The organism is Promicromonospora sukumoe 327MFSha3.1, assembly GCF_000385135.1.
Lineage (GTDB): Bacteria > Actinomycetota > Actinomycetes > Actinomycetales > Cellulomonadaceae > Promicromonospora > Promicromonospora sukumoe_B.
The window spans coordinates 36,637-60,274 of sequence record NZ_ARQM01000010.1; the positions used below are offsets into that span (position 1 = coordinate 36,637).

Sequence of the window (23,638 nt, forward strand, 5' to 3'; positions counted from 1 at the left end):
GGGTCAGCGGATCAGGTGCGCTGCACCACCGTGCGGCTCAGCGTCCCCGTGAGCAGGGAGTACACGGCCGAGCCGATGATGATCCAGACCACGGCTGCGAGGATCGCCGGCACCAGGTCGGCGCGCCCGGCGAACGGCACGGCAGCGAGGATCACCGTGGCGAGGGCGACCACCCAGCCGAAGAACGACCGGGGGCGCGGTGTGCTCAGCACCAGCAGCCAGAGCACGAGCGCGGCGAGCAGTGCGAAGAGCGCGCCCGCGACCACCCAGGCCATGGTGTCGGAGCCGGTGCCGAGCAGGTCGGCCTGCGGCTGCACGTCGAGGCCCAGCACCTCCTCGAGGATGAAGCTCGCGGCCAGGCCGATGAGCGCGGCCACCAGCATGGTCGCCAGGGCGCCGGCCCAGTAGCGGCCGACCTCCAGGGCGAGGCGCGGGTTCTCGGTGCCGGTCGTGACGGGCTGGGCCCGCGCGTCGGCGGGCGGCTGGCCCACGGGCTGCGTCGGGACACCGGGCGTCTGGGCAGGCGGCGGGTAGGCCGGCGGCGGCTGCTCGCCGTAGTCGGGGTCGTAGGGGCGGTTCGGGTCGCTCATAGCGTTACCTCCCGGTTTGGGTAGCCCTATCTCCACTAGACCACGGATCGGACGACGCTGCACGGTCTACGGTCTCCAGGTGCGCCGGCGCGCCACGCCGCCGGGGTGGGGAGTGGTGCCCATGGTGTCCGGACGGCCCGATGGCTATCGTCTGAGCAGGCATGACGCGTATCGAGTGGCCTTGAAACAGACAGGCACGGGCTCGACAGGCACGGGCATCGGCAGGCACGGCGGCGACAGGGGCGGGCAGTGGACGGGTTTGTCGGTGCTGACATCGAGCAGCTGCGGGACATGGCCACGTCGTTGGACGGCGAGGCAGAGCGCCTGTCGAGCGCGCTGGAGATCGTGACCCGCCAGGTCGGCGAGGTGCCGTGGTTCGGGCCGTCGTCCGAGATGTTCCAGGACGAGTGGCACGAACGGCACCGCCCGGCGGCCGTGCTGGCGGCGGCGGCGCTCTCCGACCTGGCCGAGAAGCTGCGGGCCAACGCCGACGCCCAGGAGCGGACGAGTGCCGACCTCGGGGGAGCCGCGGTCGGGGGAGCCGCGGTCGGCGGGACCGTCGCGGGCGTCTCGGCGGCGACGGCCACGGGTCAGCCGGGCTATCAGCTGGCCGCGGCGAGCACCGACGCGGGCCGGGACCGCGGCGACGACACCGCGGACGCTCCGGCGCCCGCGCCGCCGCCGATGGGGCCGTTCGCCCCCGGGGCTCGGCCGGGCGAGGCGGGCGGACCCGGCTACGTGATCGGGCCGCCCACGAAGCCCGACATCACGTGGGACGACGACTTCGAGTACGGCTCCGCGGACCCGGGCTTCGGCGACTACGTGGACTGGAACACCTGGGGCCTGAAGGAGAAGGCGGCACACCTGCACCCGGGTCTGCAGGACGCCGCGGACTTCTACAGCCACTACCGCGACAACACCGGGCTGCCCAAGGAGTTCGACTACGAGGAGGCGTACGGCGACGACGACAACGTGCGACAGCTCGTGGACAACGAGATCGCCCGGACCCAGCAGGGCGTCGACGAGCTCATCGCCTCCGGCGCGAACGGGGAGTTCTCCGTGACCGGGGACGCGCACGCGACGTCGGACGACAACCTCTACCCTTCCACGGAGAACTGGCAGAAGACGATCGGCGGCTACCAGCAGTGGAGCAGCGCCGACGTCAAGGTCGAGGGGAACCAGGCGACCATGACGGTGACGGTGCACGCCGAGGACTACTACAACTTCAACGCCGGCGACGAGGACATCGCGAGCGGCACGCCGGACACGGTCAACGGGCGGTTCACGGAGCTGGGGTGGGCCAAGCCGTTCGAGAGCCACGGCCAGGTCACGCGCGTGGTCACGTGGACCGTGGGCGACCCGGGCAGCGTGCAGGTCGCCGAGCCGGAAGGAGGTCGGTGATGACGACAGGTCGTGGCATGGCCGGCAGGGCGCTGGTCGCTGGGGTCGGAGCCGTCGTGCTCCTCCTCACCGCCTGCGGCGGGCCGGACGGGACGAGCGGTACGGGTGGACGAGGAGGAGGCGGCATGTCCGAGGAGTCGACGATGGGTGAGAAGATCGGCGACGGTGAGCTGCGGACGGACCTGGAACCGCTGACCAAGCGGTTCCCGGCCCTGGGCACGCCGGTCGGCGCCGAGTGGATGGGCGGCACCCTGGGTGACGCCCCCGGGCCCAGCACGTACTGGATCGACGCCGTGGTCGAGGTGGATCCCGCGGTCGCCGACGAGCTGCGCGCCACCTATCTCCCTGAGGAGGTGAGTACCCCGCCCGACGTCGTGAGCGCCATCGAGGAGCGGATCCCCGACGGCACCTGGCTGTCGTCGGACGAGCTCGACGCGGCGGTGTCCGGGGGCGGGTACAGCACCGACGTCTACGTGGCGCAGGACGAGCCGTTCGTCGTGCTCACCGCGATCGGCTCGTCGAGCTGAGCTAGCACCCGGACCGACGTGTCAGACCCACAGGTCACCAGAGGGATCTGTGGGTCTGACACGTCAGTGCAGGAGTCAGTGCAGGAGTCAGTGCAGGAGTCAGCGCAGGAGTCAGCGCAAGCCCTGGAGGTCCAGCACCAGGCCTTTCACCGCCGACGCCGGCACCTGGCCCGCGTCGGCCTCGACCCAGTCGGCGACCGACGTCGGCACCTGGCCGTCCGAGCACAGGACCAGCGGCGTGTCCTCGGACGAGTCCGGCAGGCGGCCGTGCGTGCCGCGCACGTACGAGGCGTCGAGCGGGGTGGTGCCCATCGCGTACCGCAGGCCCAGCTTCTTGCGCACCAGGTTGAGGCCGGCCTTGGCCTTGGCGAGCGGGTCGGCCGGGTTGAAGAACAGCTCGGCGGGGTCGTAGCCCGGCTTGCGGTGGATGTCGACGCCGCGGGCGTACTCGGGCGCACGGTCGTCGTCGAGCCAGAAGTAGTAGGTGAACCAGGCGCCCGGCTCCGCCACGACCACCAGCTCACCGGCGCGCTCGTGGTCCAGGCCGTACTTGGCCTGCGCCTCGCGGTCCAGCACCTCGTCGACGCCGGGCACCTCGCGCAGCAGGCTCGCCACGCGGGCCAGGTCCGCGGCGTCGTCCACGTAGACGTGCGCCACCTGGTGGTCCGCGACGGCGAACGCGCGCGACGTCCACGGGTCGAGCTGCTCGCGCCCGTCCTGCACGTAGACCTCCAGCAGGCCCTCGCGGCGCAGGACCCGGTTGATGTCCACCGGCCGGTCCGCCGGCCCGATGCCGTACTCCGAGACGGCGACGACGGTGACGCCCGCGGCCTCGGCGTCGTCGAGCAGGGGCGCGAGCGCGGCGTCCAGCTCGGCCGCCGCCCGGTCGGCCTGGGGCGACTGCGGCCCGAACCGCTGCAGGTCGTAGTCCAGGTGCGGCAGGTACGCCGTCGTGAGGTTGGACGTCCGGGTGCGCAGCAGGTGCCGCGTCACGTCCACGATCCAGCGGGTCGACGCGATCGACGCCGTCGGACCCCAGTACTGGAACAGCGGGAAGTCGCCGAACCGGCCCACCAGCTCGTCGTGCAGCTCGGGCGGCCGCACGTACCCGTCCGGCGACTTGCGGCCGTCGGCGTGGTAGATCGGGCGCGGCGTGATCGTGACGTCGGTGGACATGCCCATCGCGTACCACCAGCACACGTTGTCGGCCTGGTAGCCCGGGGCCTGCCTCCGGGCGGCCTCCCACACGTTCTCGCCGCCGACGAGCCGGTTGTGCTGCCGCCACAGGTAGACGTCGCCCAGCTCGCGGAAGTACCAGCCGTTGCCGACGACGCCGTGCTCCGCCGGCATCAGGCCGGTGAGCATCGTCGACTGCACGCTGCAGGTCACCGCGGGCAGCACCGTGGCCAGCTCGGAGTGCCAGCCGGACTCCGCCAGCCGCCGCAGCCGCGGCATGTGCGCCAGGGCGCGGGCGGTCAGCCCGACGACGTCGAGCAGCAGGACGGGCCTCATGCGTTGACTCCTTCGGTGACGGTGCTGACTCCTTCGGCGACGCTGCTGACTCCTTCGGTCAGCAGGTGCTCGCCGGCCCAGCGCAGCTCGGCCGCGATCCCCGCGACGAGCTCGTCCGCGCCGTCGGGCCGCTGCGTGGGGAGAGCATCGGGCGGCAGGACCGACCAGGTGTACGTCTCGACGTCGAGGTGCGCCTCGGCACCGTGCGGCGCCTCCCGCACCGCGGCGACGGCGTCGCGCAGCACGTCGGTGGTCGCGGCCAGCGGGGCCGCGGGCTCGTGGTGCAGCGGCACGTGGAAGTGCACCCGCCACGGCCCGTCGCCCGGCAGTCCGGGCCGCCGGTCCTCGTTGCCCAGCGCCACGGGCAGGTCGTCCGAGGCCAGCACGTCGCCCGCCGCCGTCAGCTCGCGCACCTGGTGCAGGTACCGCTGCTCGACGAACCGGCCGACGGCGTCCCGCGCGCCGGGGGCGGACGGGTCCGCGACCTCCAGCGCCGCCGACGCCTGCACCTTGACCACCCGCAGGCCCGCGTCCGTGATCCTCCGGACGGCGCCCGCCGGGTCAGCGAACGACACCGCCAGGTGGCACGTGTCCAGGCAGACGCCCACGTGCTCGGGGTCGATGCGCCGGTCGTCCGGGAACTCGGCGCCGGTCCGCGGCGCCAGCCACGCGACGACGTCCTCGACGGTGTCCAGCACGCAGCCCGGCTCCGGCTCGACGGCGACCCGCACCGTGCGGCCCGTGCGCCGTGCCAGCTCGCGCAGCTCGGCGGACAGGGTGGCGAACGCGCGCGTGGCCTCGTCGTCGTCGGCACGGGTCCAGGGCGCGCGCCACGCGAGCGGCAGGGTCGAGATCGACCCGGCGACGCCCTCGGGCAGCAGGTCGGCCAGCACCCGCGCGCACGCGAGCACGTACTCCAGCCGCGCCCGCTCGGCCCAGGTGGGGGAGTACACCGCGAGCTTGACGACCTCGCGGTGGAACCCGCCGTACGGGAACGCGTTCAGCGTGTGCACCTGGAGCCGGTGCTCGGCGAGCGCCGCGCGCAGGCGCTCGCGGTCCGCGGCAGACGTGTCCAGGCGGTGCGCCAGCTCCGCGGGCAGCCACAGCCCGACGCCGAGGGTGTCCAGGCCGGCGGCCTCGCGGACGGGCCCGGCGTACCGGGCGAGCTGGTCGATCACCCCGTCGAGGTCCTCGGCAGGATGCACGTTGGTGCAGTAGGAGAGCAGCATCGGGAAATCCCTTCTCAGGTTCGCTCAGGTCCGCTCAGGCCCGCGCGCCGCGCAGCACGGACGATCCCTCGAACTCGACGCCCGGCGTCGGCGGTTCGCCCGCGCTGAACCCGGGCACCGGGTCGAGCACGAGGTTGCCCGACTGGTCGTAGAAGGCGACGGGGTTGCGCCACAGCACCTGGTCGACGTCGTCGTCGGAGAAGCCGGCCGCCAGCATCTCCTGGCCCGTACGGACCGTCTTGAGCGGGTCCGAGCGGCCCCAGTCCGCCGCGGAGTTCACGATCATCCGGTCGGTCCCGTGCTCCTGCAGCAGGGCGACCATGCGGTGCTCGTCCATCTTGGTGTCGGGGTAGATCGAGAACCCGGCCCACGCGCCGGCGTCGCGCACCAGGGCGACGTTGGTCTCGTTGAGGTGGTCGACCAGCACCAGCTCCGGCGCGATCCCGGACTCGCGGACGACGTCGAGCGTGCGGCGCGTGCCGGCGAGCTTGTCGCGGTGCGGGGTGTGCACCAGCACGGGCAGCCCGGCCTCCTTGGCCATCTCGAGCTGGGCGGCGAAGACCTCGTCCTCCTCGGGCGTCATCGAGTCGTAGCCCACCTCGCCGACGGCCACCACGCCGTCCTTCAGCAGGTAGCGCCGCACCTCGGCGAGCACCTCACGGCACCGCGGGTCGTTCGCCTCCTTGGGGTTGAGCGCGATCGTCGCGTGGTGCCGGACGCCGAACTGCGCCGCCCGGAACCGTTCCCAGCCCAGCAGGGAGTCGAAGTAGTCGGTGAACGAGCCCACGCTGGTGCGCGGCTGCCCCAGCCAGAAGGCGGGTTCGACGACGACCCGGACGCCCGCGGCGTACAGGGCCTCGTAGTCGTCGGTGGTGCGGCTCGTCATGTGGATGTGCGGGTCGAGGATGCGCAACGTCACTCCTTCGTGGTGCTGAGCCGGGTGTCCGTGGTGGCCGTGACCGTCGGCCGGGCGTCTGCCTGCCGGGCGTTCGTGGGCCGGGTGGCCGTGAGGCGGTCGAGGTCGTCCGGGACGGACCGGCCCGCCGCCCGGCGTTCCGCGGCGAAGTCGCGGGCCATGCGGGCCAGCTCCTCGTCGGCCCGGCGCTCCAGGTCGCTCGCGGCGGCCAGGCTCGTGCCCTGGAAGACGAGCTTGAGGATCGCGTGCCGCCAGGTGTGCTGGTCCAGGTACCGCGCCCCGAACGGGCCGACGGCGGCCGCGACCAGGCTGGGGTCGTTCGCCCGCAGCGCGTCGGCGGCGAGCTCCAGCCCGGCGGTGACGAGCGTGGTGGGCTCGGCGCCCGGGTGGAGGTCGCCCAGGGTGGTGAGCGCGTCCAGCCCCCGCAGCACGCCGCGCCGCTCGGCGCCGTCGCCCTGCCGGTACAGGAGCACCAGGCGGTCGGCGCAGTCCTGGTCCGCGACGGCGCCTACGGCCGTGCCCACGCCCATGCCGACACCCACGGCGTCGGCGAGGGCGACGACGAGCGCGGCGCGCGCGGCGTCGTCCACCGTCCCGTGCACGACGCCGTTCGGGTCGGTCTCCGGGTGCAGCGGCGCGCGCCCCACCCGGCGGGCCGCGAACGCGAAGGCGCGGGTCACGCTGTCGGGATCACGGGCGACCTCGGCGCGCGCCTCGTCCAACCAGGCGGCCCCGGGGGAGTTGCCCACGATGCTGTCCGGACCTGCGGTGGTGTCGACGTTCATGACAGGGCCCCCTCGCTGCTGATGGCGTCTGTGCTGCTGGCGTCGTTGCTGGTCGTGCCGGTGCTGCTCGCCTGCGCCCACGCCCGCATCAGGGCGGCGCGGCTGTCCCGGGCGAGCCGGGGCGCGTCATGGGAGTGCCGGGGCAGCTCGACGGCGGCCACCCCCGTGTAGCCGATGTCGGCGAGCGTCGCGAGCACCAGCGGCAGGTCGATGTCGCCCTCGCCGAACGGCCGGTGCTCGTGGTGCGTCGTCGGCATGTCGTCGAGCTGCACGTTGCTCAGGTACGGCGCGGCGGCGCGCAGCGCCCCCTCGACCCCGCCGGGCTCCACCACGAGGCAGTGCCCCACGTCGACGGTGATGCCCAGCTCGGGCGGCGTGCCCAGGTCGCCGAGGAGCCGGAGCGCGTCGTCGACCGTCTCGACGAGCATGCCCGGCTCGGGTTCGAGCGAGAGCCGCACACCGCGCTCCCCGGCGAACTCGACGAGCTCACCGACGCGCTCGCTGAGCCGGGACCAGCCGTCGGCGGCGCTCGCGTCGTCGGGCAGGATGCCGGAGAAGAACGAGACGCACCGGGCGTCGAGGTCCGCCGCGATCTCGACCGCGCGCTCCAGGTACCGCATGCGCAGGGTCGCGTCCCGGTCCACGAGCGTGGGCCGGTGCTTGTGCAGCGGGTCGAGCAGGTACCGGGTGCCCGTCTCCACGACCGCGGCGGCCCCGGTGCCCCCGCGCATCCGCCGCAGGTGAGCGCGCAGCGCGGTGACGTCGTCGCCGGCCAGGGGCGCGAACGGGTCCAGGTGCGGAAAGCCGAGCGTGACCGCGACGGCGTCGTACCCGACGTCGTCGAGCACGTCCAGGGCAGCACGGAGCGGGTGGTCCCCGAAGCCGTTCGTGCCGTAACCGAGCAGGAACGGGGGCCTCACGTGATGCTCACCCCGGCCCGACCGCGCCGGCGGCCCAGCAGGCGCAGCCCGTGGCCGGCCGCCGCGACGCCGGCCAGGAGCGCGGTGGTGCCGAGGCCCCCGGCGCGGGCCGCCCACGCTGCCTGCAGCGGGACCATCGCCTGGATCCCGGCCCGGGTCGCGGTCCGCGCGTTGGCGGCCGTGGGCCGGGCCGTGGCCCGGACCTGCCCCGGCAGCGTGGCCGCGGCATAGGCCCCCGCGGCAGCGGCCGTGATCCAGCGGGCGGTGGTCGAGCGGGCAGTGGTCGAGCGGGCGGCAGTGCCGAACGCGGCGCCCGCGCCCGGACGAGCGGCCGCCACGGCGATCGCGCCCGCCACCGTCCCGGCGGCCACCCCGCCCGCGACCTGCGGCGTGGTGCCGTGCACCTCGCCGCGCGAGAGCACGGTCACCCCGAGGGTGTGCGCCGTCAGGCCCGCCGCGGCCGGGAGGGCCGACCGCAGGCGGCCGGGCGTGGCGCCCAGCAGCACGTCGAGCCCGCGGCACGCTGCCATGACGACGGGTCCGGCCGGCCGGTCCTTGGCGACCAGGTCGTAGGTCCAGACGCACGCGGCCAGCGGCACGGCGACGGCCAGCGCGCGCCGTCCGCCCGCGAGGCCCGCCGCCGCGATGCCGCCCGCGGTGAGCGTCGCGCCGATCGCCAGCGCGGCCCGCGGCGTGACCCGGCCCGAGGGGATGGGCCGCTCGGGCCGCTCGACGGCGTCGACGTGCCGGTCGCCGTAGTCGTTCAGCGCCATGCCGCCCAGGTAGAGGCAGGCGGAGGCGACGGGCAGCAGGGCGTGCCGGGCGCGGAGCGGTGTCGGTACCCCGGACGCGGCGTGCGCACCGGCCCGGCCGGCGGCGAGACCGGCCAGGGTGTCGCCGACGACGCTGAGCGCGGCGGGGGCGCGGACCAGCTCGGCGACGTCGGCGAGGCCGGGCCTGCCCGTCGGCCGGGGGCTCATCGGCCGACCTGTGCCGCGGTGCCGCGCACCCACTCCTCGACGGCCCGGGCCTGGTCGGCGGCGTCGTGCACGTCGGAGCCCCAGGGATCCTTGAAGAAGAAGCCCAGCTCCGGCACCGGACCGCTGATCCCGGCGGCGTGCGCGAGCGCGAGCAGGCGAGCCAGGTCGAGCACGAGCGGCGCGGCGAGCATCGAGTCGTGCGCGCTCCACGTGGTCTGCAGCGTGAGCCGCGACCCGAGGAAACCCTCGACGTGCACGTGGTCCCAGGCCACCTTCGTGTCGCCCAGGTCGGGCACGTTGTCGATGTGCAGGGGAGTGGTGTCGCTGCCGGTCAGCGCCGTCAGGCCGCGGTTCTTGCTGGCCAGCTTGCTGCGCACGGTGTCCGGGTCGGCCAGGGTGGCGCCGTCGCCCCCGCCCAGCAGGTTGGTGCCGGCCCACGAGAGCACCTTGAGGCCACGGGCGGCGAAGGCGGGCGCCAGCACGGTGCGCAGCCAGGTCTGCCCAGTCTTGCCGTCCTGCCCGGCCACGGGGATGCCGCGCTCGCGGGCGAGCCGGGTCAGCGCGGGCAGGCCCATGCCCGCCGACGGCGTGAACGCGGCGTACGCGGCTCCGGCAAGGATCGCCGCGTACGCCGAGACGGAGGACGCCGGCAGCACCGCGCGCGCCGGGTCGGCCAGGGCCGCGAGCAGCGCGTCGACGTCGTCGTGCTCGGGCGCCGGGACCACGGGCGGCTCGGTCGACGACAGGTCGATGACGACGACGCGCGCGAGGTCGTGCCGCTCCTGGAACGACGTGATGTCGGCGGCGAGCCGCTCGGCGGCGGCCTGCTGGGACTCGGCCCGGGCGCCGTCGGCGGGCGAGCCGGAAGTCTGCGAGCCGTGCGGGTCGTAGCCGGGGCGCACCTCGGCGTCCGCCCGCTCGAGAGCGTCGTGGGTGGCGGCGAACAGGCGCGGCCCGATCATGCCGGTCTCGACCAGGCACTCCGCGCGCTTGGTCATGGTGACCGAGGAGATGTCGTGCCCGCCCACCACGAGGTCGGCGAACGCCGGGAGGCCGGCCGAGGCGAACGGCTCCCGCGCGGTGACGCAGCCCGTCGGTGGTGCCTGACCGTCGGCGATGGCCGCGAGTCCTACGGTGGCGGTGCTCGCCACCGATCCGCGGGCCCCGACGAACCAGATACCGGTTCGTGCGGTTGCTTTGTGGCGTGCAGAGGCGTGGTGCATCATCGCTCCCCAGTCCGACGGCGTCGTCGCGAGCACGCTAGTCCCACTTATGGCGATTAGCAAACAAAAGTTCAAAGTCGTTCGCGATAAGCGAGATTCCCGACATCGGCGGGATCTCCCCGGTGCCTCGGCCAAGGGCGAGGAGGCGTGCCTCCCTGGACGGTCGCCGCCCGGCAGGTGGTCACCGCTACCGGGCCCCGCCACGCTGTGGCACTATGACCCGCATGAATCAGTGCCTCACCCCGAGCTCCACCCTGCGACAGGTGATCATCATTTCGTAGCGCGTCCGGCGAGAACCGCACCGGACGCGCAGACCTTCCACACCCTGGAGGGTCTTTTTTGTTGGCCTGAAGATCTGACCTCAGCCACGCAAGCCAGACACATCGTTGGGAGCATCGATGACCACCGCCTCGTTCCAGGTGTACGACACGACGCTGCGTGACGGCGCGCAGCAGGAGGGTATGAACCTCTCCGTCTCCGACAAGCTCGCGATCGCGGCGCTGCTCGACGAGCTCGGCGTCGGCTACATCGAGGGCGGCTGGCCGGGGGCCGTACCCAAGGACACCGACTTCTTCGCCCGGGCCGCCACCGAGCTGACCCTGAAGAACGCGGTGCTCGCGGCCTTCGGCGCCACCCGGCGGGCGGGCGTCCGCGCGGGCGACGACCCGCAGGTGCGCGCGCTGCTCGACGCGGCGACCCCCGTGGTGACCCTCGTCGCCAAGTCCGACGTGCGGCACGTGGAGCGCGCGCTGAAGACGACGCGCGCCGAGAACCTCGCGATGATCGGCGACACCGTCAGCTTCCTCGTGGGCGAGGGACGCCGCGTGGTGCTGGACGCCGAGCACTTCTTCGACGGCTACCGGTTCGACCGGGACTACGCGACCAGCGCCGTCAGCACCGCGTTCGAGGCCGGGGCCGAGGTGGTCACGCTCTGCGACACCAACGGCGGCATGCTGCCCACCTGGGTCGGCGAGATCGTGAGCGAGCTGCGGGCCGGCACCGGCGTCGGGCCGGAGCAGATGCTCGGCGTGCACGCGCACAACGACACGGGCTGCGCCGTCGCGAACTCGCTCGCCGCCGTCGAGGCGGGCGCCACGCACGTGCAGGGCACGGTCAACGGCTACGGCGAGCGCACCGGCAACGCCGACCTCGTCACGGTCGTGGCGAACCTCGAGCTCAAGGCCGGCATGACCCTCCTGGCGGACGGCGGCCTGCGCGAGGCCGCCCGGATCTCGCACGCCATCAGCGAGATCACGAACATCTCGCCGTTCGCGCGCCAGCCGTACGTCGGGGCGAGCGCGTTCGCGCACAAGGGCGGCCTGCACGCCAGCGCCATCCGGGTCGACCCCGACATGTACCAGCACACCGACCCCACGCTGGTCGGCAACGACATGCGGATGCTGGTCTCCGACATGGCGGGCCGCGCCTCGATCGAGCTCAAGGGCCGCGAGCTGGGCTTCGACCTGGCCGGCCAGGGCGAGCTGCTCTCCCGCGTCACGAACCGCGTGAAGGACGACGAGGCCGCCGGCTACACCTACGAGGCCGCCGACGCGTCGTTCGAGCTGCTGCTGCGGTCCGAGCTGGGGCAGCGGCCGGACTTCTTCACCGTCGAGTCGTGGCGCACCATCGTCGAGACCGTCCCCGCGGGCGCGGCCCCGCCGTCGGTCCACGCGCCGGACGCCGTCGCGGTGGCCGAGGCGACCGTCAAGCTCCGCGCCGGCGGCGAGCGGATCGTGACGACGGGGGAGGGCAACGGCCCCGTCAACGCGCTGGACCAGGCGCTGCGCACCGCGCTCTCGCGGGTCTACCCGGAGCTGGCCCGGTTCGAGCTCATCGACTTCAAGGTGCGGCTGCTGGACACCGAGCTCGGCACCGACGCGATCACGCGGGTGCTGACCGAGACCAGCGACGGCGAGCGGTCGTGGTCGACGGTGGGCGTGGGGCCGAACGTGGTCGAGGCCGCGTGGGAGGCCGTGACGGAGGCGTACGTGTACGGCCTGCTGAAGTCGGGCGTGGACCCGCGGCCCTGAACCCATCCTGCCGAAGTAGAACTGGGGCGAGATAGAACTGCAGCAGTTCTATCTCGCCCCAGTTCTATCTCGCCCTGGTTCTACTTCGGCAGGGTGAGTTCGGCGGGGTGGGTCAGGCGACCGGGGCCGCCGGACGCTGCTCGGCCTTGGTCGTCCCGAAGTCCAGGCGCTGGTCGCGCACCGCGTCGTACGTCGCCTTGATCGCGATCGACGAGCGGTCGTAGGTGCGCTGCGCGACGCGGACGAACAGGTAGTCCACGACGGTGAGCTGCGCGATGCGGCTCGACATGGCGCCCACGCGGAACTGCGTCTCGCGGGCCGTGGTGGCCAGCACGACGTCGGACACCAGGCCGATCGGGGCGTCCGGGAAGTTCGTGATCGCCGCGGTCAGCGCGCCGCGCTTGCGGGCGATCTCCAGGGCCTGGTTGGTCTCGCGGGTCTGGCCCGAGTGCGAGACGGCCACGGCCACGTTGCCCGGCTCGAGCAGCGCCGACGAGGCGAGCTGCTGGTGCGGGTCGGGCGAGCTGAACACGAAGACGCCGATGCGCTGCAGCTTCATCGCGAGGTCGGCGGCGGCGAGGTTGGACGACCCGACGCCGTAGACGTCGACCCGCTTGGCCTCGGAGATCGCCGTGGCGACCCGCTCGATCGCCTCGGTGTCGATCATGCGCGCGGTCTCCTCGATGGTGCGCGCCTCGTGGAACGCGATCTTGGAGACGACGGCCTCGATGTCGTCGGTCTGGTTGATCTCGCCCTCGGCGATGCCCGACCGCTCCATCTCGACCTCGCGGCGGCTGGTCGCCTGCGCCAGGTCGATGCGGAACTCGGGGTAGCCGGCGTAGCCGACGGCGCGGCAGAAGCGCACCACGGTGGCCTGTGACGTGTCCGCGTGCCCGGCGAGCTCCGTGATGGTCGAGGCGACGACGGTGTTCGGGTCGTCGAGGACCGTCTGCGCCACTCGCGCCTCTGCGGGTCGCAGGGTCGGCAGTGCGCGCCTGAGTCGGACGAGGACGTCACCTGTCATGTCGCATCTCCCGGGATGGTGTGGTGAGGCTGGGTCGAGAACATACACCCGTACCGGGGATCCGGGCACAGCACGTCAGTGAAGGACCATGCGGGTGACTGCCGTCGTTCACTGAAGCTCGTCACCGGGCAGGTCGGTGGCCGACAGCTGAGCGGTGAGCACGTCGGCGGCGCCCACGTCCTCCGGCGTGTCGCGGCTGGTGTGGTGGCCGTCCACGCGGATGGTGAGCCACGGGCGGAACCCGGTCACCGAGTGGGGCGCCTCGCGCAGCCGGCGGGCCAGGTGGAGCGCGCCGTCGAGCGGCGAGCCCTGGCTCGGCACCAGCGAGACGTCGGGGCGGTCCTCGGAGAGGTGCTTGGTGAGCGACACCGTGAGCGGCGACTCCTCCTGGACCAGGCGACCGGTCGTGGAGGCCAGCGGCGGGATGTCACGGCCCAGCGCGCTCGCGAGCGTGTCGGCGAGGTGCCGGCCGGCCTCCTCGAGGATGCGGATCGACGTGCTGTCGCCCTCGGCGGCCGCGATCATCACCTCGGGAGCCATCGACGCGAGCTGCTTGGCGCGCTCGGCGTTCTTGTAGAACTGGTTGGGCCAGCTCTCGATGAGGCCGAACTTGGCGACGGCCGCCTCGAGCAGGCGCTTCGATGCGCCACGGCTCGCGCCGTCGTGGTAGCGACCGGCGGCGCGCAGCGCCTCGCCACCGACCCAGACACCCGCACCGAGGTCACCGAGCAGGTGGCCCCAGCCGTCGGCGCGGCGCCAGCGGTTCACGCCGTCGTAGCCGAACGCCACGGCGCCGGTACCGACGGACAGCACCGCACCGGCGCGTCCGCGCAGGGCGCCGAGGTGGGCGGTGAGCGCGTCACCGGCGACGGCGGTGCGGTTGGTCCGCAGCTCGCGCGCCAGGATGTCGTGGATGTCGAGCGGCTTCTCGACCAGGGAGGTCAGCCCGGTCACGCCGACGGCGGCCGAGGAGACGGGCGCGGTGCTGCCGTCGCTCATGCCGTGGTGGCCCATGCGGGCGGCCCACGCGTTGAACGACTGGCACAGGGAGGCCACGACTGCCGAGGCGTCGCTGCCGTGGTGGTTCACCTTGACGGCGCGCCCGCTCAGGCTGATGCGCTCGGGGTTCACGGAGTTGCCGAATTCGGCGACCAGGCGCGAGCCGCTACCGCCTACGTCGAGAGCGACGACCCAGGCGTCAACGGCCTCGACCGCCACTCCATCAATGCCCTGTGAGAGTTCCGACACCAGGTCATTCTGACACGAAACCAGGGCAAGGTTGTCTAAAGAGAAGAGGAAATTCTGGTCTGTTCTGCTGCGCCTTCTCGCCAAATATCGGACGTGCCCGACGTCGGCGCCTGCCTTCCGTACCTAAGGCGGCTCCGACGTCGGACACCACAGGCACCGTCGCCTAGTGTGAACACGTGCGAGGAGAGTTCAAGGTTCCACTCGGAAAGCTGGTTCGTGTCGAGACCGAGGTGGACTCGGCGGCGGGACCACCCGGCCGTCTGGTGGGCACGCGGGTCAGCGGGGACTTCTTCCTGGAGCCCGACGAGGCCCTGGAGGCCATGGGCGAGGCCCTCGACGGGATGCCCGCCGACGCCTCCAAGGCGCAGCTCGCGGAGGCGGTGCGGACCGCCCTGGACGGCGCCACCGCCGTCGGCTTCGACGCCGACGCCGTGGCCGTCGCCACCCGGCGCGCGCTCGGCCACGCGACGGCCTGGGACGACCACGAGTTCGAGGTGATCCGCACCCCCGCCGTCTCGCCGCTGCTCAACGTGGCGCTCGACCAGGTGCTCACCGAGGAGCTGGGCGCGGGGCGCCGCGGGCCGACCCTGCGGTTCTGGGAGTGGGACGAGTCCGCCGTCATCATCGGGTCGTTCCAGTCGCTGCGCAACGAGGTCGACTCGGAGGGTGCCGCACGGCACGGCGCCCGCGTGATCAGGCGGATCTCGGGGGGTGGGGCCATGTTCATGGAGCCCGGCAACACCATCTCCTACTCCCTGTACGTGCCGGGCTCGCTCGTGGACGGGCTGAGCTTCGAGCGGTCCTACGCGTTCCTCGACGACTGGGTGATCGGCGCCCTGCACGGGCTCGGGATCGACGCCACCTACGTGCCCCTGAACGACATCGCCTCGCCCGCCGGGAAGATCGCCGGCGCCGCCCAGAAGCGGCTCGCCGGGGGCGCCGTCCTGCACCACGCGACCATGGCCTACGACATGGACGCCGACAAGATGACGGACGTGCTGCGGATCGGCCGCGAGAAGCTCAGCGACAAGGGGACCCGCAGCGCGAACAAGCGCGTGGACCCACTGCGGTCGCAGACGGGGCTCACCCGTGCCGAGGTGCTCGACGCGCTGGAGGCCTCGTTCCGCGAGCGGTACCGGACCGTGCCGGGCGAGGTCACGGCCGACGAGTGGCGGCGGGCCCAGGCCCTGGTGGATTCGAAGTTCGGCACACCGGAATGGACCGCGCGCGTGCCTTAGCAGCGGGCGAAAAGGGGGCGTGCCATGATGGGCAATCACGGTTTGGTAACACCCCTAGCAGATACTTCACCCGGTCAGTAATCTCCACGCAATGCCGCGTATTGGGAATTTCATTTCTTGGAAATGTGACCTGGCTACTCTCGCGGCTCTCGGCGCAAGGCCCCTCAAGACCCAGCGCAGGACCCACCGCAAGACCCAGCGCAGGACCAGCGGAAGGAAGCCCAGACGATGACCCGAGCGATGCGACGTTCCCTGGCGGCGGCAACCGGAGCACTGCTTGTCGCGGCCACGACGGCGGCCTGCGGCGGTGGTGGTAGCGGTGACAGCGAGGGTGACGGCACCCTCAGCGTCTGGATCATGCAGGGCACCAACCCCGACGCGGAAGACTTCTTCGCCGACGTCTCCACGGCGTTCGAGGAGGAGACGGGCGCGACGCTCGACGTCGAGTTCGTCGAGTGGGGCGACGCCCACGACCGGTTCGTCACCTCCATCGCGGGCGGGACCACCCCCGACGTCGCCGAGACCGGCACCACCTGGACCCCCGAGTTCGCCGACGCGGGCGCGCTCGCGCCCCTCGACGAGTACGTGGACGGCGCCGGTGTCACCGACGACCTGGTCGAGGGCCTCGTCGAGGCGGGCACCTACGACGAGCAGCTCTACGGCATGCCCTGGTACGCCGGCGTGCGCTCGCTCGTCTACAACACGGAGATGTTCGAGCAGGCCGGCGTCGAGCCGCCCACCACGTGGGCCGAGCTGGAGGACGCCGCGGCCGCGCTGAAGAAGGAGTTCCCCGACAAGGTCGCCGTCGCGGTCCCCGGGGACGCCGAGTTCACGGTCTACCCGTGGGTGTGGGCGGCCGGCGGAGAGGTCGCCACGCTGGACGGCGACACCTGGACCTCGGGCCTCGACAGCCCGGAGGCGCAGGAGGGCATCGGGTTCTGGACGGGCCTGGCCACCGAGGGCGGGTACTCCTCCAGCGGCGCCACCACCTGGCGCGAGACCGACGTGCTCGACTCGTTCGCCGCGGGCGACGTGGGCATGGCCGTCATGGGGTCGTGGACCCCGGGCGCGATCGTCGAGGCCAACCCCGACATGGAGGGCAAGTTCGCCGCCGTGCCGATCCCCGGCCAGGACGGCGGCATCGCCCCGTCCGTGCTCGGCGGGTCGCACCTGAGCATGTTCGAGACGGCCGACGACAAGGACCTCGCCTGGACGTTCGTCGAGATGATGACGACCGGTGAGTTCGCGCAGCAGTGGGCCGAGCAGTCCGGGTACTTCCCGGGGCAGGTGTCGCTGCTGGACGAGACCCTGGCCAGCACCGACCCGCTGGTGGCCCCCTTCGCCGAGCAGTTCGTCGACGGCGGCGCGTCCGTCCCGGCAGCGCCCACCTACGGCGCGGTGCAGGCCAAGCTCACCACCAGCACGATGATGCAGTCGATCCTCTCGGGTGACGCCGACGTCGCCACGGCGTCGACCGCCGCCGCCGAGGAGATGACGAGCATCCTGAACGGCGCTGGATGACGGCGCCCGCCCCGCCCACGCCCTCGACGCCCATGCCCTCGACGCGCGCAGCGGCCCCCGACGGGGCCGGTGCGGCCGGCGGGGTGGCCGGCGGATGGGCGGGACGGGCCCGGGCCGCCGCCGTGCGGCCCTGGCTGCTGCTCGCGCCCGCGCTGCTGGTCCTGGCGGTCCTGCTGCTGTGGCCGCTGGTGCGGGTGGGCCTGTTCTCGCTGCAGGACTACGGCCTGCGCGAGATCACCACGGGTGAGCCCAACTGGATCGGCCTGGAGAACTACCGCGAGATCCTGGCGACGCCCGAGCTGTGGACGGTGGTGCTGCCCAACACCGTCGGGTTCGCCGTGCTGTCCGTGGTCGGCACCGTCGCCTTCGGCACCGCGGTCGCGGTGCTGCTCGCGTCGCTCGGCACCTTCTGGCGCACCGTCACCTCCAGCGCGATCATGGCGGCCTGGGCCATGCCCGCCGTCACCGGCACGTACGTGTGGGTGTGGATCTTCGACGCCGACCGTGGCGTCTTCAACGACGTCCTGATGAACCTCGGGCTGCTGGACGACCCGACCAACTGGTTCACCAACCGGTGGACGTTCTACGCGATCGTGCTGCTCAACGTGATCCACCACGGCTTCCCGTTCGTGGCCGTGACCGTGCTCGCGGGGCTGCTCGGCGTGCCGAAGGAGATGCTGGAGGCCGCCGAGATGGACGGCGCCGGCTCGTTCCGGCGGTTCTTCTCGATCGTCGTGCCGCAGCTGCGGCAGGTGTTCGCCGTCGTGATCATCCTGTCGACCATCTGGGACTTCAAGGTGTTCGCGCAGGTCTACCTCATGCCTGGCGGCGCGGGCTCCAACAGGTCCGTGCTCAACCTGGGCGTGTGGTCCTACGTCGAGTCGTTCGGGCAGAACCGGTACGGCTTCGGCTCGGCGATCGCCGTGCTGCTGACCCTGCTGCTGCTCGCCATCACCGCGGTCTACGTGCGGACCGTCCTGGCGGAGGAGGAACGATGAGCGCCACCCGCACGCCCCCGCGCGCGGTGAGCCGCACCCGGCCGGGCCCGCAGGTGCTGCGGCGCGGCGGGCGCCGGTCGCCCCTGCGGCAGCTCGGCAAGGGCGTGCTCGTGGCGCTGCTGCTCGTGTTCACGCTGTTCCCCGTCTACTGGATGCTGAACAGCTCGCTCGACGCGCAGGCCGGGCACACCAGCAGCTTCTGGCCCGCAGAGCCCACGCTCGAGCACTACGTGTTCGTGCTCACGGAGGGCGGGTTCGGCACCTTCCTGCGCAACTCCCTGCTCGTCGCGCTCGGCACCGTGGTCATCTCCTCGGCGCTCGCGCTGCTCGCGTCGGTGGCGGTGGCCCGCTTCCGGTTCCGGATGCGCACCCAGATCCTGATGCTGGTGCTCATCGTGCAGATGGTGCCGCTCGAGGCGCTCGTGATCCCGCTGTTCGTGCAGGTCCGCGACCTCCAGCTCCTGGAGACCCTGACCGGCCTGATCGTCGTGTACGTCGCGCTCGCCCTGCCGTTCGGCATCTGGATGCTCCGCGGGTTCGTGGCGGCAGTGCCGGTCGAGCTGGAGGAGGCCGCCTACCTCGACGGCGCGAGCTGGGGCCGCATGTTCTGGTCCGTGCTGCTGCCCCTGGTGGCACCCGGGCTGGTCGCCACCAGCATCTTCGGCTTCATCACCGCGTGGAACGAGTTCATCTTCGCGATGACGATGCTCGGCGGGGCGACCGAGAACTACACGGTGGCGATCGGGCTGCGCTCGTTCTTCGGCGTCCACTCCAACGACTGGGGCGCCATCATGGCGGCCTCCACGATCATCACGGTGCCGGTGATGATCTTCTTCATCCTGGTCCAGCGCCGGCTCGCCTCGGGTCTGACGGCGGGGGCCGTGAAGGAATGACCGGGGCTGAGGAATGACCGGGGCGGGGGAATGACCGACGCGCCGGCGGGGCCGACCCGGACGGAGCGGGCCGTCAACGGCGTGCTCCTGCCGGGGTTCGAGAGCTCTGTCGGTGGCCCCGGCGGCTCCGGTGGCTCCGGCGGCTCCGGTGGTTCCGGCGGTCTCGGGGGCGCGGTCCCCGCCTGGCTGGCCGACGCCGCCCGGGCCGGGCTGGCCGGCGTCGTCTACTTCGCGCGGAACACGCCGGACGTCCCGACGACGGCGGCGCTCTCGGCTGCCCTGCACGCGATCTCGCCGGACCTGGTGATCGCCGTCGACGAGGAGGGCGGCGACGTGTCGCGGCTGGAGGCGGCCGACGGCTCGTCCCTGCCCGGGGCGGCCGCGCTCGGCGAGCTGCCGAGCACCATCTCGCTGGACGCCGGGCGGGCCCTCGGCCGCGTGCTCGCCGCGACCGGCATCGACCTGCTGCTCGGCCCGGTGCTCGACGTCGTCTCCGCCCCCGACAACCCCGTGATCGGGGTACGCGCGTTCGGCACCACGCCCGACGCCGTCGCGCGGCACGGGATCGCGTTCGCCCGCGGCGTGCGCAGCGCCGGCGTGGGCGTGTGCGGCAAGCACTTCCCCGGGCACGGCGCCACCACGGTGGACTCGCACGTGGGCCTGCCCGTGGTGGACGAGCCGCTCGACGTGGTCCGGGAGCGTGACCTCGTGCCGTTCGCGCGGGCGCTGTGCCCCGAGGGGCGGGCTGGGCTGGACCGGGCTGGGCTGGACCGGTCTCGTGTTGATCAGTCGCGGCTCGACCAGTCTCGGCTCGACCAGTCGCGGCTCGATGCGGTGATGACCGCGCACGTGCTCTTCCCCGCCGTCGGGCCGGCGCCCGCGTCCGTGGAGCCGGCGGCGACGCGCCTGCTGCGCGACCTCGGCCACGACGGCCCGATCATCACCGACGCCCTGGACATGGGCGCGCTGCGCCAGCTCACCGGCTCGGTCGGCGAGGCCGCCGTCCGCGCGATCGAGGCCGGGGCCGACCTGCTCTGCCTGGGCCTCGACCCCGGCCTGTACACCGAGTCGTACGACGCGCTGAGCCGGGCCGTCGCCGCCGGGCGTCTGCGTGTCGAGCGGCTCGAGGAGTCCGGGGCACGCACGCGCGCGATGGTCGCGGCGGTCCGCGACCGGCGGGCCGCCGCGGGAGCGGTGACGGACGCCGCGGTCGCGCGCCAGGCGCTCGCGGACCTGGCCGAGCTGGGGGCGGGCATCGCCGACGCCGTCGTGCACGTCTCGGGTGCGGGTCTGGTGCCGCTCGGGCCTGACGCCGCGCCCGACGTCGTCGACCTGCGGGTCCGGCTGGACCACGCCGCCGGACGCACGGCCCGGCACGTCCAGACCGCGATCGCCGCGCAGTGGCCCGGAGCCAGGATGTACCCGGAGACGGACCCGCCCGGGGGGTCGTCCCAGGGGCCCGGACTGGACGATGATGGACTTCCAGTGCTTATTGCCCGATTCACCCGGTACGGTGTATCGGCGGATCTCGACAGGATCGGTACCGAACGTGGTGCAGAATTTCATGGAGGGCCTCCCGCGGAGGACCCTGCAGGTGCTCCGCGTCGTGCCGAACCGCTCGTCGTGATCACCCGGGACCCCGTCCCGGGGTCGGCGGAACGCGCCCGGCTGGAGCGGCTGTGGGCCGTCCGACCGGACCTGGTGGTGGTGCACACGGGACTCCCGGGGCCGGTCGGGGACTGGTTCGGGACGCTGAGCGGTGGAGGCCCCGCGGTCGTGGTGGCGTGCGGGACCGGGCGGGCCAACGCGGCGGCTGCGGTGGCGCGCTTGAGCGGTCGCGGTCGCGGTCGAGCAGGAGCAGTCGAGAAATCGCAGTAGAGCAGTCCCGGTAGAGCAGTCCGGTAGAGCAGTCATGTACGAAGAGCACGAAGTCCAAGAGCACAGAGCAAGAAGAACGAAGGGGGCTCACCGATGATCGCGGAGGCGGGATTCGAACGGCACGCACAGTCGGCGCCGCGCCCGGTCTCACCCACCGAGGAGCGCAACCCGCGCACCCGTGACATCGACGTGGTCTCCACGGCGGACATGGTGCGCATGATCACCGACGAGGACGCCGCCGTCATCGCCGCGGTGCGCGCGGCACACCCGCGCATCGTCGAGGCGATCGACCTGGCGGTGGAGGGGATCCGCGCCGGGGGTCGGGTGCACTACGTCGGTTCGGGCACGTCCGGCCGCATGGGCCTGCTCGACGCGGCCGAGCTCCTGCCCACCTACGGCGTGGGCGAGGAGATGTTCGTGCCGCACCTGGCCGGTGGCCTGGGCGCCTTCAAGAAGGCGGCCGAGGGCGCGGAGGACGACGTCGAGGCGGGCGCCGCGCTCGTGTCCGACGTCGGGCCCGCCGACGTCGTGTTCGGCATCGCGGCCAGCGGGAACACCCCGTACGTCGGGGGAGCGCTCGACATGGGCCGCTCGCGCGGGGCGGGCACCGTGCTGCTCGCGTCCAACCCCTTCGCCGCCCTGGCGCCGAAGGCCGACGTGCCGATCCTGGTGAACACGGGGCCGGAGGCCATCACGGGGTCCACCCGCATGAAGGCCGGCACCGCCCAGAAGATGGTGCTGAACACCTTCTCGACGGCCGTCATGGTGCGGCTCGGGAAGACCTACTCCAACCTCATGGTCGAGGTGCTCGCCACCAACGAGAAGCTGCGCAAGCGGCTGGTGCGCCTGCTCACGCAGGCCACGGACCTGGAGGCCGACGTGTGCGAGAACGCGCTCGCGGCGACCGACGGCGACCTGCGGGCCGCGCTCGTGATGCTCGTCGCGGGCGTCGACCGGTCCGCGGCGGTGGCGGCGCTCGCCGTCGAGCCCGGCGGGTTCGGCGGGCCGTCGGTCCGCGAGGCGCTGGCGCGGCTGGGCATCGAGCCGGCCTGACTCGGGCGTCCGGCGGCAAGCCGCGTTCGGTATTAGGCAGCGACGTCGGTAGTTCGCCTCGAGATCGGCACGGGCCTGTGCCGATCTCGAGGCGAACTACCGACCCTGCTGGTCTTGCTGGTGGGGCTGGGTCAGGCCGCGGCGGGGGTCGGGCGCGTGCCCGCGTCGCGGACGTCCGCCGCGAGCTTGGCGACCAGGATGTCGCCACCCTTGGTGAGCTGCTGCCCGCGCTCCGAGAAGCCGAGGCGGCCGTGGAAGCGCATCGACCCGGGGTTCGGCGGGTTCAGGTTGACCTCGCAGGTGACGACGTCGTGGCCCGCGGTGCGGGCGGCGTCGAACACGGCGTCGTAGAAGAGCTGGCCGATGCCGCGGCCACGGGCGCCCTCGCCCACCACGATGCGGTCCACGTACAGGTGGTCCAGGCCGCGCTCCTCGAACCAGGCGTAGTTCTCGCCGGCCCAGTCCTCGCCGCCCTCGAGCGCGACGACGAAGCCGAGGGGGTCCGTGGGCGCCTCCGGGTCGACCGCGACCAGGGCGAGCGACGAGGCGTCGAGCAGCTCGGACATGTCGTCGGCCGGGGTGTCGGGTACGGCGGGCACGGAGGCGTTGTTCAGCGTCACCAGGTGCGAGATGTCGGCGTCGGTCGCGGGGCGCAGGACGGTGGCCGTGGACATGGCTCGATCACTCCAAGGAGTCGGCAGGGGAACCCGAAGACACTAGCCGCCGGGCCCCTCGCACGTCTGTGACCTGCGTCAAAGAGTGGTGGCGGTCACGCGCGGGCCGAAGACCGCCGTCCCCACGCGCACGATCGTCGCCCCCTCCGCGACCGCGAGCTCCAGGTCGCCGGTCATGCCCATCGAGAGCTCCGTCGCGGAGCCCGTGCCCGGGGCACCCGACGCGAGCACGTCGTCCCGGATCGCGCGCAGCCGCGCGAACCCGGCCCGGACGGTCTGCTCGGCCTCGCCTTCCTGGCCTCCTTGGCCCTCGGCACCCGCGAGGCGCGCGCCGATCGTCATGAACCCGGTCAGGCGCAGGCCGGGCAGTGCGGCGACGGCGGTGGCGAGCGCGGCGGCGTCCTGCGGCTCGACGCCGGACTTGCTCTCCTCGCCGGTGACGTTGACCTGCACCATCACGTCCAGGGCCTGGTCGCCGGTGCGGTCGTCGCGCACGCAGCGGTCCGAGATCGCGCGGGCCAGCTCCAGCGAGTCCAGCGTCTCCAGGCCCGTGGCCGTCGCCAGCACCTGGTTGATCTTGTTGCGCTGCAGGTGACCGATCATGTGCACCTGCAGCGCGCCGTCGGCGACCCGGTCGGCCACGGCCGGCGCCTTCGCGACGAGCTCCTGCACGCGGTTCTCGCCGATCAGGTCGACACCCGCGGCCAGCGCCTCCAGCACGGCGTCCGCCGTCTGCGTCTTGGTCGCGACCAGGAGCCGCACCTCGTCCGGGCGGCGCCCGGCGGCGTCGGCGGCCGTGGCGATGCGCTCGCGGACGACGGCGAGCCGCCCGGCGACCGTGCCGGGCGACTGCTGGGCGGGGGTGAGCTGGGGCTGGTCGGACACGGGGTGAGTCTATTTCGGCGTGCCGGGGCCGACGGACGTCGGCAGACTGGACGGGAGGTCACGGTGGGACGACGGCTCAGGGTCGGATCAGGGGGGTGCCTGGTTCCCTGACC

21 protein-coding genes are annotated in these 23,638 nt (G+C 72.9%); 9 read left to right on the forward strand and 12 right to left on the reverse strand.

Annotated elements, in window-relative coordinates; genetic code table 11:
- Positions 1-11: 11 nt before the first annotated feature.
- A complete protein-coding gene (locus H291_RS28515) occupies positions 12-590 on the reverse strand; it encodes a DUF6069 family protein (RefSeq protein ID WP_020013657.1) in 579 nt (192 codons plus the stop codon).
- Between the two features lie 249 nt (positions 591-839).
- Between H291_RS28515 and H291_RS32210 the strand changes: the two genes are divergently transcribed.
- Both H291_RS32210 and H291_RS0103835 read left to right on the forward strand, forming a co-directional pair.
- Entirely contained in the window at positions 840-1,991 is a 1,152-nt protein-coding gene (locus tag H291_RS32210; protein WP_157236703.1) for a type VII secretion target, read from the forward strand.
- A gap of 125 nt (positions 1,992-2,116) precedes the next feature.
- Positions 2,117-2,518, forward strand: a complete 402-nt coding sequence (locus H291_RS0103835; RefSeq protein ID WP_020013659.1) for a hypothetical protein — start codon at positions 2,117-2,119, stop codon at positions 2,516-2,518.
- A gap of 111 nt (positions 2,519-2,629) precedes the next feature.
- Here H291_RS0103835 and H291_RS0103840 read toward each other — a convergent pair whose 3' ends face one another.
- From H291_RS0103840 to H291_RS0103870, 7 genes are read right to left on the reverse strand one after another with little or no spacing between them, the layout of a single operon-like run.
- The gene (locus tag H291_RS0103840; protein WP_020013660.1) at positions 2,630-4,030 is read right to left on the reverse strand and encodes an alkaline phosphatase family protein; all 1,401 of its coding nucleotides are present in this window, start codon (positions 4,028-4,030) and stop codon (positions 2,630-2,632) included.
- Positions 4,027-5,259, reverse strand: a complete 1,233-nt coding sequence (gene eboE / locus H291_RS0103845; protein WP_020013661.1) for a metabolite traffic protein EboE — start codon at positions 5,257-5,259, stop codon at positions 4,027-4,029. Before eboE ends, H291_RS0103840 begins: the two co-directional genes overlap by 4 nt.
- A gap of 34 nt (positions 5,260-5,293) precedes the next feature.
- The gene (locus H291_RS0103850; protein WP_020013662.1) at positions 5,294-6,178 is read right to left on the reverse strand and encodes a TatD family hydrolase; all 885 of its coding nucleotides are present in this window, start codon (positions 6,176-6,178) and stop codon (positions 5,294-5,296) included.
- A complete protein-coding gene (locus H291_RS34065) occupies positions 6,175-6,960 on the reverse strand; it encodes an EboA domain-containing protein (protein ID WP_026365370.1) in 786 nt (261 codons plus the stop codon). Before H291_RS34065 ends, H291_RS0103850 begins: the two co-directional genes overlap by 4 nt.
- Positions 6,957-7,880, reverse strand: coding sequence for a sugar phosphate isomerase/epimerase family protein (locus tag H291_RS28525; protein WP_232215985.1), 924 nt, complete (start codon positions 7,878-7,880; stop codon positions 6,957-6,959). The genes H291_RS34065 and H291_RS28525 overlap by 4 nt, the downstream gene beginning before the upstream one ends.
- On the reverse strand, positions 7,877-8,860 hold the full coding sequence (locus H291_RS0103865; protein ID WP_020013663.1) for an SCO3242 family prenyltransferase: 984 nt from the start codon (positions 8,858-8,860) through the stop codon (positions 7,877-7,879). Before H291_RS0103865 ends, H291_RS28525 begins: the two co-directional genes overlap by 4 nt.
- Positions 8,857-10,086, reverse strand: coding sequence for an inositol-3-phosphate synthase (locus H291_RS0103870; protein WP_198012469.1), 1,230 nt, complete (start codon positions 10,084-10,086; stop codon positions 8,857-8,859). The genes H291_RS0103865 and H291_RS0103870 overlap by 4 nt, the downstream gene beginning before the upstream one ends.
- 395 nt (positions 10,087-10,481) lie before the next feature.
- Between H291_RS0103870 and cimA the strand changes: the two genes are divergently transcribed.
- Positions 10,482-12,113 (forward strand): citramalate synthase, encoded by a 1,632-nt coding sequence (gene cimA / locus H291_RS0103875; RefSeq protein ID WP_020013665.1) that lies wholly within the window; start codon positions 10,482-10,484, stop codon positions 12,111-12,113.
- Between the two features lie 112 nt (positions 12,114-12,225).
- Here the strand turns inward: cimA and H291_RS31995 are convergent, their stop codons facing one another.
- Entirely contained in the window at positions 12,226-13,137 is a 912-nt protein-coding gene (locus tag H291_RS31995; RefSeq protein WP_051109376.1) for a MurR/RpiR family transcriptional regulator, read from the reverse strand.
- Between the two features lie 108 nt (positions 13,138-13,245).
- Positions 13,246-14,385, reverse strand: a complete 1,140-nt coding sequence (locus tag H291_RS32215) for an N-acetylglucosamine kinase (RefSeq protein ID WP_158610366.1) — start codon at positions 14,383-14,385, stop codon at positions 13,246-13,248.
- 176 nt (positions 14,386-14,561) lie between these two features.
- On the opposite strand from H291_RS32215, the gene H291_RS0103890 reads away from it, so the two are divergent.
- From H291_RS0103890 to murQ, 6 genes are all read left to right on the forward strand, one after another.
- Positions 14,562-15,623, forward strand: coding sequence for a lipoate--protein ligase family protein (locus H291_RS0103890; protein WP_026365373.1), 1,062 nt, complete (start codon positions 14,562-14,564; stop codon positions 15,621-15,623).
- A gap of 240 nt (positions 15,624-15,863) precedes the next feature.
- Positions 15,864-17,144: a sugar ABC transporter substrate-binding protein gene (locus tag H291_RS0103895; protein ID WP_026365374.1), complete on the forward strand. Its 1,281-nt coding sequence runs from the start codon at positions 15,864-15,866 to the stop codon at positions 17,142-17,144.
- Positions 17,141-18,142, forward strand: a complete 1,002-nt coding sequence (locus H291_RS0103900; RefSeq protein WP_020013670.1) for a carbohydrate ABC transporter permease — start codon at positions 17,141-17,143, stop codon at positions 18,140-18,142. The genes H291_RS0103895 and H291_RS0103900 overlap by 4 nt, the downstream gene beginning before the upstream one ends.
- Positions 18,139-19,035: a carbohydrate ABC transporter permease gene (locus tag H291_RS0103905; protein ID WP_020013671.1), complete on the forward strand. Its 897-nt coding sequence runs from the start codon at positions 18,139-18,141 to the stop codon at positions 19,033-19,035. The genes H291_RS0103900 and H291_RS0103905 overlap by 4 nt, the downstream gene beginning before the upstream one ends.
- Before the next feature lie 30 nt (positions 19,036-19,065).
- Complete coding sequence (locus H291_RS34760; protein ID WP_020013672.1) at positions 19,066-20,913, forward strand: glycoside hydrolase family 3 N-terminal domain-containing protein; 1,848 nt, start codon at positions 19,066-19,068, stop codon at positions 20,911-20,913.
- A gap of 93 nt (positions 20,914-21,006) precedes the next feature.
- A complete protein-coding gene (gene murQ / locus H291_RS0103915; protein WP_020013673.1) occupies positions 21,007-21,966 on the forward strand; it encodes an N-acetylmuramic acid 6-phosphate etherase in 960 nt (319 codons plus the stop codon).
- A gap of 131 nt (positions 21,967-22,097) precedes the next feature.
- Here the strand turns inward: murQ and H291_RS0103920 are convergent, their stop codons facing one another.
- The gene (locus H291_RS0103920; RefSeq protein ID WP_020013674.1) at positions 22,098-22,640 is read right to left on the reverse strand and encodes a GNAT family N-acetyltransferase; all 543 of its coding nucleotides are present in this window, start codon (positions 22,638-22,640) and stop codon (positions 22,098-22,100) included.
- A gap of 78 nt (positions 22,641-22,718) precedes the next feature.
- Entirely contained in the window at positions 22,719-23,525 is an 807-nt protein-coding gene (locus H291_RS0103925) for a YggS family pyridoxal phosphate-dependent enzyme (RefSeq protein ID WP_020013675.1), read from the reverse strand.
- Positions 23,526-23,638 lie beyond the last annotated feature (113 nt).